Annotated in this window: 17 protein-coding genes; 5 read left to right on the forward strand and 12 right to left on the reverse strand. The window is 46.6% G+C overall.

Features of this window, described 5'->3' with window-relative positions:
- The first annotated feature begins 174 nt into the window (after positions 1 to 174).
- Both NST74_RS24605 and NST74_RS24610 read left to right on the forward strand, forming a co-directional pair.
- Positions 175 to 1,476: an aminotransferase class I/II-fold pyridoxal phosphate-dependent enzyme gene (locus NST74_RS24605; RefSeq protein WP_076119492.1), complete on the forward strand. Its 1,302-nt coding sequence runs from the start codon at positions 175 to 177 to the stop codon at positions 1,474 to 1,476.
- A 148-nt stretch (positions 1,477 to 1,624) separates the two neighbouring features.
- On the forward strand, positions 1,625 to 1,738 hold the full coding sequence (locus NST74_RS24610; protein WP_234541014.1) for a YjcZ family sporulation protein: 114 nt from the start codon (positions 1,625 to 1,627) through the stop codon (positions 1,736 to 1,738).
- A gap of 143 nt (positions 1,739 to 1,881) precedes the next feature.
- Here the strand turns inward: NST74_RS24610 and NST74_RS24615 are convergent, their stop codons facing one another.
- The 5 genes from NST74_RS24615 to NST74_RS24635 all read right to left on the reverse strand — a co-directional run bounded on the left by NST74_RS24615 (position 1,882) and on the right by NST74_RS24635 (position 6,707).
- On the reverse strand, positions 1,882 to 3,102 hold the full coding sequence (locus NST74_RS24615) for an ABC transporter permease (protein ID WP_341114934.1): 1,221 nt from the start codon (positions 3,100 to 3,102) through the stop codon (positions 1,882 to 1,884).
- Between the two features lies 1 nt (position 3,103).
- Complete coding sequence (locus NST74_RS24620; protein WP_042130869.1) at positions 3,104 to 3,850, reverse strand: ABC transporter ATP-binding protein; 747 nt, start codon at positions 3,848 to 3,850, stop codon at positions 3,104 to 3,106.
- A complete protein-coding gene (locus tag NST74_RS24625) occupies positions 3,847 to 5,349 on the reverse strand; it encodes a DEAD/DEAH box helicase (RefSeq protein WP_341114935.1) in 1,503 nt (500 codons plus the stop codon). Before NST74_RS24625 ends, NST74_RS24620 begins: the two co-directional genes overlap by 4 nt.
- A gap of 97 nt (positions 5,350 to 5,446) precedes the next feature.
- Positions 5,447 to 6,223, reverse strand: coding sequence for an SDR family NAD(P)-dependent oxidoreductase (locus NST74_RS24630; protein WP_341114937.1), 777 nt, complete (start codon positions 6,221 to 6,223; stop codon positions 5,447 to 5,449).
- A 28-nt stretch (positions 6,224 to 6,251) separates the two neighbouring features.
- A complete protein-coding gene (locus NST74_RS24635; RefSeq protein ID WP_042130872.1) occupies positions 6,252 to 6,707 on the reverse strand; it encodes a chemotaxis protein CheX in 456 nt (151 codons plus the stop codon).
- A gap of 253 nt (positions 6,708 to 6,960) precedes the next feature.
- Here NST74_RS24635 and NST74_RS24640 point away from each other — a divergent pair, with 253 nt between their 5' ends.
- Both NST74_RS24640 and NST74_RS24645 read left to right on the forward strand, forming a co-directional pair.
- Positions 6,961 to 7,863, forward strand: a complete 903-nt coding sequence (locus NST74_RS24640; protein ID WP_042130873.1) for a LysR family transcriptional regulator — start codon at positions 6,961 to 6,963, stop codon at positions 7,861 to 7,863.
- A gap of 70 nt (positions 7,864 to 7,933) precedes the next feature.
- Positions 7,934 to 8,743: a histidinol-phosphatase gene (locus NST74_RS24645; RefSeq protein WP_339287994.1), complete on the forward strand. Its 810-nt coding sequence runs from the start codon at positions 7,934 to 7,936 to the stop codon at positions 8,741 to 8,743.
- A gap of 98 nt (positions 8,744 to 8,841) precedes the next feature.
- Here the strand turns inward: NST74_RS24645 and NST74_RS24650 are convergent, their stop codons facing one another.
- From NST74_RS24650 to NST74_RS24680, 7 genes are all read right to left on the reverse strand, one after another.
- Positions 8,842 to 9,582 carry an NADPH-dependent oxidoreductase gene (locus NST74_RS24650; RefSeq protein ID WP_341114940.1) on the reverse strand — a complete coding sequence of 247 codons (741 nt, stop codon included), beginning with the start codon at positions 9,580 to 9,582 and terminating at the stop codon, positions 8,842 to 8,844.
- 175 nt (positions 9,583 to 9,757) lie between these two features.
- Entirely contained in the window at positions 9,758 to 10,300 is a 543-nt protein-coding gene (locus NST74_RS24655; protein WP_341114942.1) for a GNAT family N-acetyltransferase, read from the reverse strand.
- Between the two features lie 34 nt (positions 10,301 to 10,334).
- Complete coding sequence (locus NST74_RS24660) at positions 10,335 to 11,279, reverse strand: metallophosphoesterase (protein WP_341114945.1); 945 nt, start codon at positions 11,277 to 11,279, stop codon at positions 10,335 to 10,337.
- Between the two features lie 19 nt (positions 11,280 to 11,298).
- On the reverse strand, positions 11,299 to 12,090 hold the full coding sequence (locus tag NST74_RS24665) for a DUF3891 family protein (protein WP_341114947.1): 792 nt from the start codon (positions 12,088 to 12,090) through the stop codon (positions 11,299 to 11,301).
- A gap of 187 nt (positions 12,091 to 12,277) precedes the next feature.
- The gene (gene sdhB / locus NST74_RS24670) at positions 12,278 to 13,042 is read right to left on the reverse strand and encodes a succinate dehydrogenase iron-sulfur subunit (protein ID WP_341114948.1); all 765 of its coding nucleotides are present in this window, start codon (positions 13,040 to 13,042) and stop codon (positions 12,278 to 12,280) included.
- A gap of 75 nt (positions 13,043 to 13,117) precedes the next feature.
- Positions 13,118 to 14,860, reverse strand: a complete 1,743-nt coding sequence (sdhA, locus tag NST74_RS24675; RefSeq protein WP_341114950.1) for a succinate dehydrogenase flavoprotein subunit — start codon at positions 14,858 to 14,860, stop codon at positions 13,118 to 13,120.
- A 67-nt stretch (positions 14,861 to 14,927) separates the two neighbouring features.
- Entirely contained in the window at positions 14,928 to 15,593 is a 666-nt protein-coding gene (locus tag NST74_RS24680; protein WP_341114952.1) for a succinate dehydrogenase cytochrome b558 subunit, read from the reverse strand.
- A 402-nt stretch (positions 15,594 to 15,995) separates the two neighbouring features.
- On the opposite strand from NST74_RS24680, the gene NST74_RS24685 reads away from it, so the two are divergent.
- Positions 15,996 to 16,898 (forward strand): LysR family transcriptional regulator, encoded by a 903-nt coding sequence (locus NST74_RS24685; RefSeq protein ID WP_042130880.1) that lies wholly within the window; start codon positions 15,996 to 15,998, stop codon positions 16,896 to 16,898.
- The last annotated feature ends 42 nt before the right edge of the window (positions 16,899 to 16,940 follow it).

Raw genomic sequence — 16,940 nt, forward strand, 5'->3', positions numbered from 1 at the left:
AGGATAGACCTGATTCTCATAGAAAAATGGGCATTATGTATAGTGTAAAACTTATACTTCTTTAAATTTTAAAAAAACGTATCTTTCCAAGTGACGGTTGCAAGCCGCGGTGATATAATGTTAGGCAATGTTAACAGTATGTTATCCCCAAAGAACCCTGGAAGGATGAAACTGATGAATCCACTAGCTGGACAATTGAACGAAAGCATCAAAGCAGGAAATGAACATGTGTATGATATGCTCTCTACGCTTGGCAAAGAAATTTACTTCCCTAAGGAGGGCATTCTGAGCCAATCCGCTGAAGCAGGTGCTCACGCCAAGAAATACAATGCAACCATCGGGATTGCCACCGAAGGCGGCGTGCCTATGCACCTCGGCATTATTCAGGATAAGCTCTCTGCTTACAATCCTAAGGATCTGTATAGCTATGCTCCACCGGCAGGTAAACCTGAGCTGCGTACTGTATGGCGTGAAAAAATGCAACGCGAAAACCCATCACTTGAAGGGAAATCCTTCAGTAATCCTGTTGTGACCAATGCCCTGACTCATGGGCTTAGCATTGTGGCTGACCTCTTCGCAGAGCCAGGCGACGCGATTATCTATCCAGATAAGAACTGGGAAAACTATGAACTAACCTTCGGAATCCGCCGTCATGGGGAGACTGTTAACTATCCACTTTTCACAGAAGAAATGACCTTTAACAGTGCGGGTCTTGAAGAAGCGCTGCTAGCTCAAAAAGAACGCGGAAAAGCGATCGTTCTGTTGAACTTCCCTAACAATCCTACTGGATATACTCCAGGGATGAAGGAAGGCGATGAAATCGTCGCTGCTATCCTTCGTGCGGCTGAAGAAGGTATTAACGTGGTTGTCGTAAGCGATGACGCCTACTTCGGACTGTTCTTTGAAGATTCACTAAAGGAATCATTGTTCGGTAAATTAGCTAATCTTCACCCACGTGTGCTTCCAATTAAGATTGACGGAGCGACTAAAGAGGAGTACGTATGGGGCTTCCGTGTTGGCTTCATCACTTATGCCTCGGAAGATAAGGATCTGCTGGCTGCCTTGGAGCAAAAAACATTAGGTATCATTCGCGCCACCATTTCCAGCGGTGCACACCCTTCGCAGACCTTTGTACTGGATGCACTGAAATCACCACAATTCGAAGAACAGAAGGATGAAAAGTTCCAAATCATGAAAGGCCGTGCGAATAAAGTAAAAGCGCTGCTAGATAGTGGAAAATACGGCGATGATGTATGGACATATTATCCTTTTAACTCCGGATACTTTATGTGTCTGAAGCTTCATACCGTTTCGGCTGAAGCCCTTCGGCTTCACCTAATTCATAATTACGGACTGGGCACTATCGCTCTCGGAGAAACTGATCTGCGTATTGCCTTCTCTTGTATCGAAGAAGATCAGCTCGAAGATCTATTCGATCTTGTATACGCAGGCGTTCGTGATCTGGAAAAAGCTTAACCCATCTTTCATATTCCCTACAATCAGCTCCGCTTTTGCGGGGCTGATTTTTTTCTGGACTCCTCCGGCATTGGCCTATACATGCTTCTCTCTCCGCACATACAATACGATGTACACAAGTACAACACACACCGAAAGGGGAATGAACATGAGCGAAGAAGTAAGAGGCGGACATGGATGCTGCAGCCCATTCACAAGCACTGGCGCCATTCTGGTTCTCTTTATCCTGTTAGTTATCATCAGCCGTTCACTCTTTGTCTAACTAGAGATGACAGTCTCGGGAAAGAGCCTTAGGCTCTTTCCTATTTCCACGTAGTACATCCCATTCCCCAACGAAATAAAAAGGCTCCCTCATCCGTAGAATGCTCTACTTTTGAGAAAGCCTTTTTATTTTGAAAGAATACCTTACAAATCTTCGTCAGCTATCCGTGCCGCTTTGCGGGACAAGTATGCCTTAAACAAAAAGGATACCAGAATACCTGCTGCGAATGTACCGATCACTGGCAGTAGTCGGTCACCAATAGAAGCTAAGAAAGGCAGTCCAAGAATCAGTGCCACTACCAAGTGCGCGCGGAATACGAATTGTGTTGTGTTATCCGCCTTACTGCCTTCAGGAAAGGGATACACTGTCAGCCAAAAAGATTCACTGTGCAATTTGCGAAGTGCCGACAACTGCACCCCAATAATGAACAGGAAGAACAAATAGATCGCGGTGCCAAAATAACTGTCACGGTTCAACCAATTCAGCAGCAAGGCCAGCACCGAAATCCGCATGATGATTCCGAAGATATCCCCCCGGGCGAAGCTTTTGGTCAGCAAATAGCGGTAAGCCGTATCTTTGCGCCAAGGCAGCCGAGCCCCCCATTTGGAAAGATATCGTCGAGGGTACACCCGCTGCTCACGGCCCGGTACATCCACGAACCACCCCAGAACCATCAGCGCGCGTCCACCTTGATTCTTTTCCATGGTGATTAGTCTTTCCCAAGGCACGGCGTGACGTGCAGGCACAGACAATGCAACCAGATAGGCTGCTGCTAAGAGTGCCATAAATATCAGGCTTCTACCAGCAGGCTGCCACAACCAAGCAGCTATAATTAATCCTCCTACTGCCCAGCGTAAGAACGTGAATATGCCAGCCATCGGACGCGACAGCATAGCTATCTCTTTCCATAAGCCGTTACTCGCGATTAGCTTCACAGCGATCAGAATCAATATTGTAAATAACAGTCGCTTAGGAGAGTCATCTGTACGTATGTACAACGGCCAAAGCGTAATGAGTACAAATAACAATCGAATAATCTTCCATACGTTTCCACTCACCCACGAAGGTGCGAAATATTCCTTCATTCGGTGTCCTTGAGGCAATAGAAAGATTGTATCCGGGGTCTGCAAATAGGTTCGGAAGCTGCTATGTACTGCCGCAGGCAGTAGTATTGCAAGCATAATCCAACGGATGGGAATACCTTCTGGTACATTCTGTAACAACGATGTATACCAAGCTGAGAAGACAATCAACACAAAGAGGAAGACCATCGCTACGCCGCTTTGAATGATATATCCCACATAAGGAAGCATACTTCCCATGAATCGACCTCGCCGCGTGCGCCGCAGCTCTTTCAAATCCATATTATTTCCCTCCCTGAACCAGCTCGTAGAACAGCTGCTCCAAAGTCAGCCCCTGTAGTCCAGTGGTTGCCGCTATTTCTGCCAGCGTTCCCTGAGCAATCACCTTACCTTTATGCAGCACTATAAAGCGGTCGCAATAATTCTCAATGGTAGAAAGAATATGAGAGCTTAGCAGAATAGAGGAGCCCGATTTTTTCAGATCCATCATGAAATCAAGCAGAGAGCGTATCCCGAGTGGGTCCAGCCCTAAAAAAGGCTCGTCGATCACATATAACGCAGGACGTGCCACGAAAGCACACATGATCATGACCTTCTGCTTCATCCCTTTAGATAGATGAGTCGACAACGTGTCCATCTTATCTTCCATATGGAACAGCTTGGCTAAATGTAAGGTGCGGGTTTCGTAATCACTTTGTTCTACCCCATACGCTCTTGCTGTAAATTCAACATGCTCGCGCACCGTCATTTCATCATATAGAAGAGGCGATTCAGGTACAAAAGTTAACGCATTGTGATATCCGATTGGATCTTCAGCACGGGTCTTACCCTTTACTGTAATATCGCCCTTATGGGGCGACATCAATCCTAAAATATGCTTCATGGTCGTACTTTTCCCTGCTCCATTTAAACCAATCAAGCCAACCATTTCGCCAGGCTGCACCTGAAGAGCAATATCATGCAGCACCGGCTTATTCAGGCTGTATCCACCACTGAGGCCCGTAATTTGCAATACGGGAGAATTATTCATTGACCGTCACCTCTCGGAGTTTTGTCTTTCAACCACTTTGGCGCTCCCTTATTCTTACGGTTCTTCTCACGTTCCGCATTGCTGCTGCGTTTACTCCGTGCAGGAGTTGCACCTCCACGCGCGCCTGCGGAAGGATTCACACTACGCTGAGAATCGCGCTGAGGTTCTCCGCTTGCCTCGTTTGTATGAATCGTAGCTAGTCTTTTGGCAGGTTGCTGGCTTGTTCCGGCTGCAGACGACTGCACGACTGCATTCCCAGATGTTCGTGCCTGTGGTCTGCTGCTCTGCGGAGAAGCTCCATCGCGGCGTTGTCCACTGTTCTCATTACGTCCCCGCCCACTACTCAAAGCGTTACGCGCTTCATCTGCTGCTAGCACCTTGCCACCGACCATTTCCCGCTCTTCAAGGGCAATATCCAGCTCACGGGCAAATTTACGCATGATAAAGGTCTGCTGCTCTGTCACAATCGTTACGGATAGTCCGCGTTTTCCCATCCGACCCGTACGACCCGCACGGTGTACATAATGCTCGGAATCAAACGCAGGATCGAAACTGACTACCAGTGACAAATTCTCAATATCCAGTCCTCTGGCAGCTACATCACTGGCAACAAGTACACGGAATTTTCCTTCGCGGAAGCGTGACAATACATTACTACGTGTTACCTTATCAGCATCACCGTAAAGGGCCGCTGCGGTTAGTCCAAGATGGTTCAGCTTAGCCTCAACCTCTGCAATATCATCTGTAGCATTCACGAACACAATCGCTTTATCCGGATTGTAATGACGGATGACTCGACGCAGCATGTCTATTTTGTTACGTTCTTCAGCGACAACATAATGATGCTCCAAGCTCTCAGCCGTCATTACACCAGGAGCGATGCCAACTTCTGCCGGGTTCTTCATTTCACGATTAGCCAAGGCCTTCGTCTCCGGTCCAATCGTTGCTGACAGCATCACGAGCTGGCGTGAACGCAGCGCACTGCTAACAATTTTCGTTACCTCACCGGCCCCGCTTAACTGGAACATTTGATCCGCTTCATCTAGAACAATCGTGCTGACTTCATGCATCTTCAGCTTGCGAAGTCCGATCAGCTCCCGGATTCGGCCGGGCGTTCCCACAACAAGCTGTGGATGCTCACGCAGTTTGTCGATCTGGCGTTTGATAGCTGCTCCGCCAATGAGGCCCATCACCCGAATCCCGCGGTGTTCACCATAACGTTCTGCCTCGCGTAAGATTTGCATCGCCAGTTCCTGTGTAGGGGCAAGCACCAGCTTTTGGACCACCTTCTGCTCCGGGTTAATCGTTTGAAGCAGGGGCAACAGATAGGCCAAGGTCTTACCCGTTCCAGTCTGGGAAGCAGCAATAACATCTCTTCCCTCCAGCAGAAGTGGAATTGTCTGCTCTTGTACCGGGGATGGGGCGTTAATGCCGAATTCCGACAATCGGGTAACTAGGTCTTCTTGAATGCCGATAGCCGCAAAAGAAGCTTTATTCATAAGTGTAATTCATCCTTTTCGCTTGAGATAATATCTTCATTATATGCCAAAAAGGCCTCTCCACCAAATGGAAGGCCAATAATGCTGACAATAGGCTCTATTTTCTGTTCATCGCGTTATAAGTAAGCTTGTCCGCCAGACGAGGAAACAGTCCGTAAAGCCGAATACCAAACCCCGCTAGACCCGGAAGATCAATCTCTTCTTTGCCAGTTTCCATGACCTTTACGATCTTGGAAGAGACATGTTCTGGTGTCATCATCATCCGAGCTACGCTCTTTTGATAATTGCCGGATGGGTCAGCTATTTTGAAAAAATCAGTCGCAATGGGGCCAGGGTTCACAGCCGAAACGATAATTCCGCTCTTCCGCAGTTCCTGACGGAGTGCATTCGTGAATCCGAGAACAGCATGTTTGGTAGCTGTGTAAGCCACAGATTTGGCTGTGCCGATCTTTCCTGCCATAGAAGCCACATTTACGATTTGGCCGCTTCCCCGCTCTAGCATATGTGGAACAACAGCCTTCGTACAGCGAACAATCCCCATGTAGTTAACATCCATCATCTCATCAAACTCATGAGGCTCCATCTCTGTAAAAGAGGCGAATTTACCGTACCCAGCATTATTTAGCAAAATATCAATTCTGCCGTAAGTCGCCAAAATTTGAGCAAAGGTCTCTTGTACAGCCTCGGTATCTGTTACATCGCAAGTATACAGTCCAAAAACGCCCGGAATACCGGTCGCCGTTTCTTTCAGCTTCGCTTCGGAACGTGCCACTAGGATCGGAATTGCCCCCCGCTTACTAAGCATTTGTGCTGTTAATGCACCAATACCGCTTGACGCTCCAGTAATCACAACAACCTTATCTTTGAGTACCATAAAAAGTATTTCAGCTCCTAACTCTTGCCTAAGAGATCATCACCTGAATGTCCATCTCTCCAACCCCATCCATCAACAATGGAATACTAAGTGCTCTGCGAGGCAAAAAAGACATGCTCTCAAGCTTCATAATTTGAGGCGGGCTTATATCCACTGACACTCCCTGATTATAAAGAATCGTACTAGCATTCCCACTGATCATATTGCCAAGCTCTGAAATTGCACTCTGACCCATCTCATCCATTTCCGTAATCACGTAGCCACCCATCATAATCGATACCATTCGCAAGGCTACCTGCTCCGCGATACCAAATATAATATTTCCGCTCAGCTGACCAGTCATTCCCACTTGAATCCATATATGATTATCGATCAGTTCAATTTCTTTAATGCCTAAATTCCCAGTGGAAGGCGAGACCTGAATCACTTGTTCTATAACAGTCCGTGCAGATTCTAAAAACGGATTAATTACTTCTGCTTTCATTAAAGTCCAGTCTCCCTCTATATCGTGCTTTAGTCATATACCAAAAGTCCCAAGTAATATGGATTTATTATACTTTATATATCGGCACAATTCAGCAAAAATTAATGTATATGTCGAATTCCAACCCAAGTTTGTTTATGCAGTAACATTGCTCTGTCGGGTATTATCTCCTATAATTTAAATCAAATGCCAACATGGAACGTAAAATATCACCCCATCACTTTCATATTCGCTTGTCCAAAGGAGGTATTCCATGAACATCAGCCAGCTGGAGACACTAATAACGATCTCCAAAACGATGAGCTTTCGCAAGGCCGGAGAACTGCTTAACTTGACCCAACCAGCGGTTTCAGCACAAATCAAGAGCCTTGAAGAAGAGTTCAAAACACAGCTGGTTGACCGGAACCAGCCTGTTACACTAACCGATCGAGGGACTGTATTTCTGGAGCATGCGGAACAAATTGTGACGATTGTCGAGGAGCTTAAACAAAGGCTTGCGGACCTTGAAGATAATCCCCAAGGACATATTATTCTCGGCACGACTACCTCAATCGCCATTCAAATTTTACCGCGTATTTTATCCTATTTTAAAGACCAGTTCCCTCATATCAAAACATCCATTTCCTCTATGTCCTCGTCTCAAATTTATCAGCATGTCGAGAGTGGCATAGTCGATGTCGGCATCGGCTATTTGATCGGACGTAGTCCGAGCATGACTACTTCCATTCTTTATTATGATACGTTCGAGTTGGTGGTCTCACCGAGACACCCCCTGGCTCAAGTTAAGACCGCAGGTATAGAAGCCCTAAACAAAATCCCGCTAATTCTGCTCTCTCCAGATACAGTGGGCCGTAAATTTGCCGATGAGGTATTCGCCAAGCATGGCATAGAGCCACAGGTAATTATGGAACTGACCAGCAGTGAGGAAGTGAAACGGATGGTCGAGCTCGATTTAGGTGCAGCCATTATTTCCAAGCAGTCAGTAACCGCTGAGGTTCGAGCCGGTTCCCTCAAAATTGTGCCTATTATTGAATTGGAAGTCACACATCCTGTAGGCGTCATAACGAAGTCTGGGAAATACGTGAACTCTGCCATGAGACAGTTTCTTAGTGATCTCAAAGGTATGCCGGAGACACAATTTATTGGCTCTGAGTAACACACACCCAGAATGTGGAATCGATACTTCTGAGCGTATTGCATAACCTTGTTTAAAGGAGTTGATCTTGATGAAATTTGACCTGCATACACATCATTTTCGCTGTGGTCATGCCGATGGAACGATTAGAGACTATATCGAAGCTGGAATTTCAGCGGGTCTAGGGGTAATAGGCATTTCTGACCATACCCCCTATTTCGGAAGTCCTTCCGAACAGGCTTTTCCTCAAATTGCTATGGGTAAGTCTGAATTCTCAAATTATGTTGAGGAAGTCCTCTCCCTCAAAAAAGAATACGAAGGTGTAATCGACGTTCTGCTAGGCATCGAATCAGACTATTTCCCTGAGCATGCCGAGCTTTACCGCAAAACATTATCTGCCTACCCTTTTGATTATGTGATTGGATCGGTACATAGTGTTGGCGGCGTTAGTATCTTTAACAAAGGTCGCTGGAAAGGGCTTAGCAAGAATGAACAGATTCGTGTGAAGTCTGATTATTACCGATTGATTGCTGATTCAGCCCGCAGTGGCATGTTCCAAATTCTTGGACACATTGATGCGATGAAAGGGAACTACCCGGCCTTCTCCGATATTCCTGCACCCAAGCCCATTGATGATTGTCTGAAGGTGATTAGTGAATGTGGCGTGGCGATCGAAATTAATACCTCAGGCGGAACCAAGCTGGTTGGCGGCTGGTATCCATCAGAAGAGATACTGGAGCGCGCGCACCATTTTGGCGTAGAGGTTACTTTTGGTTCGGATGCGCATAAGCCATCCCGAGTCGCTGAAGACTTAGATGCGGTAGCGACACAGCTTAAAGCGATAGGCTTTACACATTGGGTTTACTACAAGCAACGCGAGAAAATCAAAGTTTCTCTGTAATACTTTCTTATATTTAAATAAATGCACCAAGTGTTATTGGTTTAGTGGTGGGGTTACCCTCCGTTAAACCAATCTCCGCTTGGTGCATTGTCGTTTATTTATAGGTTATCGCAGGTAAACCCTTGCTGCTTCAAGGTACGCTTCGCATCTCCGTATTCCGGATTAATATCATAAAAATGAGCAATTGTGCTCGTCCAATCCCTCTCCGTCAATCCCTGCTGCTGCATATATTCACGGTGGGTTTGATTATACGCCTCCAGGAGACCTTCCACATCCGGATTGTATTGCTCCTCATGAAACACTCCTTCCATCGGCAGCCGCGGCTTCTGTGCAATCTCTTCCGCTGGATATCCGACACAGAGGCCGACGATAGGGAATACGTACTCCGGCAGCTTCAACAGTTCAATAACACCTGCTGTATTGCGGCGAACACCCCCAATAGGAATAATCCCGAGTCCCATGGATTCTGCCGCTGCAATCGCGTTAGCCAATGAGATACCGACATCTGTAGCGCCAACGAGCAGAGCATCTACATCTTTTACCGCTTCAAAAGACTTACCTTCCAGCTCACTAGCTAATTTTGCCCTATAGAAGTCCATGCAGAACACCAGAAAGACGGGGGCTGCTGCTACATGCTTCTGATTGCCGCACAAGACCGAAAGCTGTTCCTTACGCGCAGGATCTTTAATAGCTATAATTGAGACCTGCTGTCCATTTACCCATGAGGGCGCTGCTTGGGCGGATTCGATCATTATCTTTAACTTCTCCGGCTCCACTTGTAGATCAGAATACTGCCGGAAAGAACGGTGATTCATTAACGTCTGGATTACATCATTCAAAATGTTACGCCTCCTTCTCAATTCATTCGACTGTTTGTTAATCATAAACGATCGGATAAGGTCCTGACAAAAAAAATGGACCCGAATCATCGGGTCCCAAAGCATTTATATTTTTAAAAGGGGGTCATGTACTTAGTTTAACCGGACACTGTTAGAGTTTCATAACGGCATTATTTCATTTGTGTAACAATGTGAATACTTTCATTACATCGTCCAAGGACCCTACTCTGGGCAACACTCGCTCCAGCATCATACCGTTCTTAAGCATCACACGTTGGGATCTAATATTATCTCCTCGGCAGCGTCCTTCAATCCGTGTTATCCCAAGCGTATGAACACTGTAATTCAAGAATAAGCCAACCGCCTCTGTCGCCAGTCCGCCTCCCCAGTACGCCGGGTCTAGCATGTATCCTAAAGTGGCCTTTCCCTCACGACGGTTCCAATGCTGTAAAGCAACTATACCAATCAACTTCTGCTGCTCTTTCAAATAGATACCCGCATGTAGTGCACAAGGATCAAATGCAAATAACATCCGGTTCACCAGCTTCTCCACCTGAGCAGGATCTGATCCAGCGCCATTGCGTATTTGAATATGTGCCTGCACTTCTGGATGGGAGAGCAGCTGCTGCAAAGCAAAAGCATCCTCAGGCAGGATGAGCCTCAGGTCGACCGCCATACCTGGTTGCGTCTGGAACGATACTGCCTCATAGGTGCTCATACTCTCTCCCCCTCCATACAGTTAAAAGTCCAGCCTATTCATCCGATGAATGGTGCAGCGTTAACACCGTTAATTCAGGTCGACATAAAAAACGAAAAGGCATGACTGTTTCGCCAAAGCCTCTATTCACATACACTGGCATGCGCTTGGCATCTGTATAATACAATCCATTTATGTATTTTTGGGATCCGTAAGGGGTGAATGGCGCACCTACAAACGGCAGGCGAATTTGTCCCCCATGACTGTGTCCGGATAGCTGCAGGTGAAAAGAATGAGTCTCTGCTGTATCAGCATAGTCCGGTTCATGCATCATCAGAAGGGCATAGGTTCCTGTTGGCACACCACTGAGTGCCTTCACAGGATCAGGCTCGCCATGCAGCAGATCATCCAGTCCCGTCACAGCCATAACGGCTCCGCCTCTTTTTAGAAGATAGGATTCATTCCTTAACACCCGAAAGCCTGCCGACGTAAGCAGATCGATGATCCGCTTCGTATTTTTGTAATCATGATTGCCTAGAACCGCATATTTCCCTAGCGGAGCACTCAGCGATGCCAATACAGGTATGGCGTCTACAAGATCCTCAGGATTGCTGTCTACGATGTCACCGGTAAAGCATATAAGATCTGGTTCTGCCTTAGCTATACGTTCTGCAAGCCGTTCCAAATCACGGGCATCTTTATTAAACCCAAGATGAGTATCACTAAAATGGACAACCTTCATCCCTGAAAAAGCAGAAGGAAGATCTTTGAAAGACAGCTTCAGTTTAGTAACCTCAATCCAGTTTGGCTCCCCTTGCCAAGCGTAACCACTTGTAAGCAAACCAGCGCCGATTACAGTAGCCGCACTTCGAGCCAGGAATTGCCGGCGGGTCATTGTTGTCTTGCCCTTAGATCGCCGTCCAGAGGTGCTAGAATGGGTGTCTTTACCCGAATTAGTATGTTCCTTATTGGGAGAAGCCCCAGACGATTGAATCTTCATACGGAGTTTCTCCTTCCGTTCAGCTTTCGTTTCGAGCCGTCAGTACAATTCTACATTCTTCTTCCGGTGTATCACTATATGCGGGTGCAATGCCTCTCTTAGCAATTTCTGTTTTTGGGACTCGTTTCATCTTAAAAGCTACTTCTATCGTCTTCTTAAATGGAAAAGGATCCAGCACTAACGTTGACTTATCTTTCCACTCCACGGTTATCGTACGACCTGATGTAAAACTGAAATCTTCACTGCCGGAGAACCCTTCACGCCACCATGGATGCTCCTCTGATTTCGGGCTCCCCGGCTCATTCAAGGCCAAATATAGGGATAAATCATCGCAGAACTCTAAAAGGCGGGCATCATAATAGAGTTCATCTTCACCAATTGGCTTGGATACTTCCAGCTCTCGGTGAATACGGGATCTACGTTCTTCCTCATGCTCTTGATATAAAGTCAGTTCTGGATAATCCAATCCTGAAATCTTAATGAGTCGTTCAAAATGCAAGCTGCACAAAAGCGCTCCATACGGTGTCCGCGCCTCAATCTCGTCAAGTCCTCGCTTATAAAAGGTTAGCTTCGGCACTACAGGAAAATCAATAAAGCTGTAAGGCGCATGCTCCGCATCGTTCCAGAAGGGTGTCTCATCCAAGTCAATCCAACCCCGGTCATGTTCGGCTACCGCCCAGAGCACCTCATCCCGGCGCCCTTCTTCCGGCACATGCTCTTCCTTGAACCAAATGGCAAGCTCTCCAGCTAACTTCCCGTGATCATGCTGTTTAACCATTACAATTGCTCCATCATGCTCCCGACAAATCAAGATTATTCCTCCCTGTTGTTCCACACTAACATACGTTAACAATGGACATTATAGCATATACTATTCCTTCTTCTGAGATAGACCAATTTCCTATTCCCTACCAATTATAAACAAAAAAGCTATCCCCAGCGAATTAAAATCCACCTTTGAGGATAGCTCAATATTAAAGATCTGGCGGTACTACTTATTACACACCTAACCAGCGTTTGAACATATGTTTTGTCGTCTGCTTGTTAATTTCAGCAATGGAGGTAGTAAGAGGAATACCCTTCGGACAAGCGCGTACACAGTTCTGTGAGTTACCACAACCATCAATACCGCCATCTTCCATCAGAGCGTCCAATCTTTCATCAGCATTCATTTCACCCGTAGGATGAGCATTGAATAGGCGTACTTGTGAGATGGCTGCGGGTCCGATAAAATCCGTCTTCTCGTTGACATTCGGACAAGCCTCCAAGCATACGCCGCAAGTCATACATTTAGATAATTCATAAGCCCATTGCCGTTTCTTTTCCGGCATCCGTGGTCCCGGCCCAAGGTCGTACGTACCATCGATGGGAATCCAAGCCTTCACACGTTTAAGTGCATTGAACATTCGGGTACGGTCAATAACTAAGTCACGCACCACCGGAAATGTCTTCATAGGTTCAATGCGTACAGGTTGCTCCAGATTGTCTATAAGTGCTGCGCAGGCTTGGCGAGGCTTACCGTTAATCACCATCGAGCAAGCGCCGCATACTTCTTCTAGACAGTTGGAATCCCAGCATACCGGAACGGTGCTGTTACCTTTGGCATTCACAGGGTTACGCTGAATTTCCATCAAAGCACTGATTACATTCATACCCGGACGATAAGGAAGCTCAAATTCCTCAATATAAGATGAGCTTTGCGGATCGTCCTGGCGGGTGATGATAAACTTTACGTTTTTGGGAGCTGTAGCAGTTTCCGCCATAATGGTTCCCTCCTCAAATTGCCTAATTTTATTTCAATAAGCTTGCCTCGCAAGCTGTTTCGCTGCTTAAAAAAATTAATCCTTCGAGTAATCACGTACCCGTGAAGGGATCAGTGAGACATCGACTTCATCGTAGGAGATTTGTGGACCGTCTGCAGTCCAGGTTGCTTTCGTGGTCTTCAAGAACTCCTCATCATTACGATCCGGAAATTCCGGCTTGTAATGAGCACCGCGGCTTTCATTGCGCATTAGCGCGCCCAGTGTCATCGCTTCGGACAGCTCCAGCATGTTCCACAGCTGACGGGTGAAGGCTACACCTTGGTTATTCCAGCGTGACGTATCATTCATATTGATATTGCCGTAGCGCTCTTTAAGCTCTTTAATTTTGCCAATGGTCGCTTCCAGCTTCGGATTGTGCCGCACAACCGTCATATTGGCGGTCATCCATTCGCCCAGTTCCTTGTGAATCACATAAGCATTCTCTGTACCTGACATCCCTAGCAGAGACTCATACTTGTCTGTCTGCTTTTTGTGGAAGTTATCGTATACCGTTGAAGAGATATCCTGTGATGATTTCTTCAAACCTTTAATGTATTCAACAGCCTTTGGACCTGCGACCATACCACCGTAAATCGCAGATACCAGAGAGTTAGCGCCTAGACGATTCGCTCCATGATATTGATATTCACATTCGCCTGCAGCAAACAGACCAGGAATATTCGTCATTTGGTTGTAATCAACCCACATACCGCCCATAGAATAATGCACAGCCGGGAAGATTTTCATCGGTATTTTACGAGGGTCATCCCCCATGAATTTTTCATAAATTTCTATAATCCCGCCAAGCTTCACATCCAGCTCTTTTGGGTCCTTGTGAGAGAGGTCCAAATACACCATGTTCTCACCGTTAATGCCCAGCCCTTGATCCACACACACATTAAAAATCTCCCGTGTAGCAATATCACGCGGCACCAGGTTACCGTAGGACGGATATTTTTCTTCGAGGAAATACCACGGTTTTCCGTCTTTATAAGTCCAGATACGACCACCCTCGCCACGTGCCGATTCCGACATTAGGCGGAGCTTGTCATCTCCTGGAATAGCCGTTGGGTGAATCTGTATAAATTCTCCGTTGGCATAGTGTACGCCCTGTTGATATACCGCACTTGCAGCTGTCCCCGTATTAATAACGGAGTTTGTCGTTTTACCAAAAATAATACCAGGCCCGCCGCTAGCCAAAATAACAGCGTCCGCAGGAAAAGTCTCAATCTCCATCGTCTTTAGATTCTGAGCACTGATGCCTCGGCATACGCCTTCGTCGTCGATGATAGCTGAAAGGAACTCCCAGTTCTCACGTTTAGTTACGAGACCTTCAGATTCCCAGCGGCGCACCTGCTCATCCAGCGCGTACAGCAGCTGTTGGCCTGTCGTTGCACCAGCAAATGCAGTGCGGTGACGCTTCGTTCCGCCGAAACGACGGAAGTCGAGTAGTCCCTCAGGTGTACGGTTGAACATTACGCCCATCCGGTCCATGAGGTGGATGATACCCGGTGCCGCTTCACACATCGCCTTGACCGGTGGCTGATTCGCCAGGAAGTCACCACCATAAACGGTATCATCGAAATGCTCCCAAGGAGAGTCGCCCTCCCCTTTCGTATTTACAGCGCCGTTGATGCCGCCCTGTGCACAAACGGAGTGTGATCTTTTTACAGGCACTAATGAGAATAATTGAACATGCGCACCGGACTCCGCTGCCTTGATGGTAGCCATCAGGCCGGCCAGACCGCCGCCCACGATAATGATATTTGCTGTTGCCATGATAGTTCACTCCCTTTATCGAAAATATCAGAAAGGATTCTGGAATCTAGTCCTGAGAGGTAATTACTTAGATGAAAGTCTTTATGGACTGAGCTATAGAAGATGCGGTTTGAAATTCGGCATCACGGAAAGTGACTAACGAAATGAGGAACATGAACGTTACAAGAACAAAAATACCGAGACAAAGGTAAGAGGATACCCGCTGTGAACGAGGTCCTACCGTGATTCCCCAGCTGATCAGGAAAGACCATAGGCCGTTCGAGAAGTGAAAGCATGCTGCAACGATACCGATAATATACAGTGTCAACATCAGTGGTTGAGTCACGATATCATGCATCAGACCGCCCAATTCTTCGTGCTCAACACTACCCACTGCCACCTGTACCCGGGTTTGGAACAAATGCCAGACTATGAAGATAAAGGTGATAATTCCCGTAATACGTTGCAGCGTATAACGCCAGTTTCTTTCAATGTTGAAACGGTTTAAGTTCGGCTTGGATTGATAGGCAATATACAGTCCATATACGCCATGGTATAGCAGAGGAAGCCATATACCGAACAATTCCAGGAAGAAGACAAGCGGCAGGCTGTTCAGCCAGATCACACTGTCAGTGAAACCGGAAGCGCCACCCTCTACAGCCGCAAAATTCGTCATCATGTGCTCAATGAAGAAGGCTCCAAGCGGGATAACGCCTAGCAAGGAATGAATCTTTCTGGAATAAAATCCTTTCATACAAAGTAACCCCTTTCCGATTAAAACAGCGTTTTCATTAATGTGTATTCACCGCCGGAACTACATTTGACACAGGATAACGTTGACTATGTAATGACAAAATGCCTATATTTACCGCTATCCCCTAGTTTCCCGGACTTTGTTTTCTTTTTCACAAAATGTGAATATCTTGTGTCACTTTTCATGTTACTCCTTTTTCCCTTATAAGGGAATTGCAATCTAATTATTAATCGTTATACAATAAACGCATAAGAATAGATTTTATATGATAATAATTCTCATTTGGAGAAGCAACATTTTCCGACAAATCTTTTATTTCCTTATGGAGCAAGAAGTATTGTCTTCAAGGCTATGAATTTCGTCACTACTGTTTATAGATTGCACTACGAGAGGAACATAAGTATGTTTGACGATTTAGATGTTTTTGCAGCGGTTGTGGAGCATTCCAGCTTGAATCGTGCCTCGCGCCAGCTCAATCTGTCCCAACCTGCCCTATCTCGTAAAATCTCCAAGCTGGAAGAACGCCTAGGTGTCGCGCTATTTAATCGTTATGGTAAACGGCTGGAGTTAACCGAGGTTGGGCGTCTCACTTATTCCTACGCACTTGAACAGCGTCAGCAGCGTTCTAAATTTCTGGAGGCTTTGTCTAAATACAAAGAAGGCGAGCCAAAGCTGGTCACCTTAGGGGCATCTCTCACTTCACTACAGACCACTCTGCCTCCACTGGTTAACGCATATATGGAGAAGTACCCGACTGCGGAGCTGAAGCTAATCACAGGCCGAACGCATGAGATTGTCTCCTCTGTCAGTGAAGGGAAATCAGATATAGGTCTGATTGCTTCCTCTATTCAAGAGCCTGGACTGCGCTGTATTTCTCTGTTTGAGGATCAGCTTAGGCTGGTTGTTTCTGAGCATCATCCTCTGAATCAGTCTTCCAAGCTGACCATGGATGATCTGTCCCGACTGCCAATGATCCTTTTCTCCAAAGGCACCTGGTATCGCCGTCTAACGGACGATCTGTTCCAGCGCTGCGGAATTGATCCAGACGTACGTATGGAAATTGACTCCTTCGAAGCCATCGTGCGGCTGCTACCGACGGTCAATGTAGCCGCATTACTACCTAAGTCTTATCTGCGTCCGCAGCTGTTAAACGGTGGTGGACTGGTCTCTCTGCATATTAAAGAGCTGGAGCAGACCCAGCGAACTACCTGTCTGATCTACCGTGACGATGGAACCCTGAGCACAGCGGCCCGCAGCCTGGTGCAGGTTACAGAAGAAATGTTTCTGACAGAACGAGAGAAGTAATCCCTGCCTCTCTCGTGCAACTTAAATTTAAAAAGCCCTCCG

The organism is Paenibacillus sp. FSL F4-0125, assembly GCF_038008565.1.
Lineage (GTDB): Bacteria > Bacillota > Bacilli > Paenibacillales > Paenibacillaceae > Paenibacillus_AQ.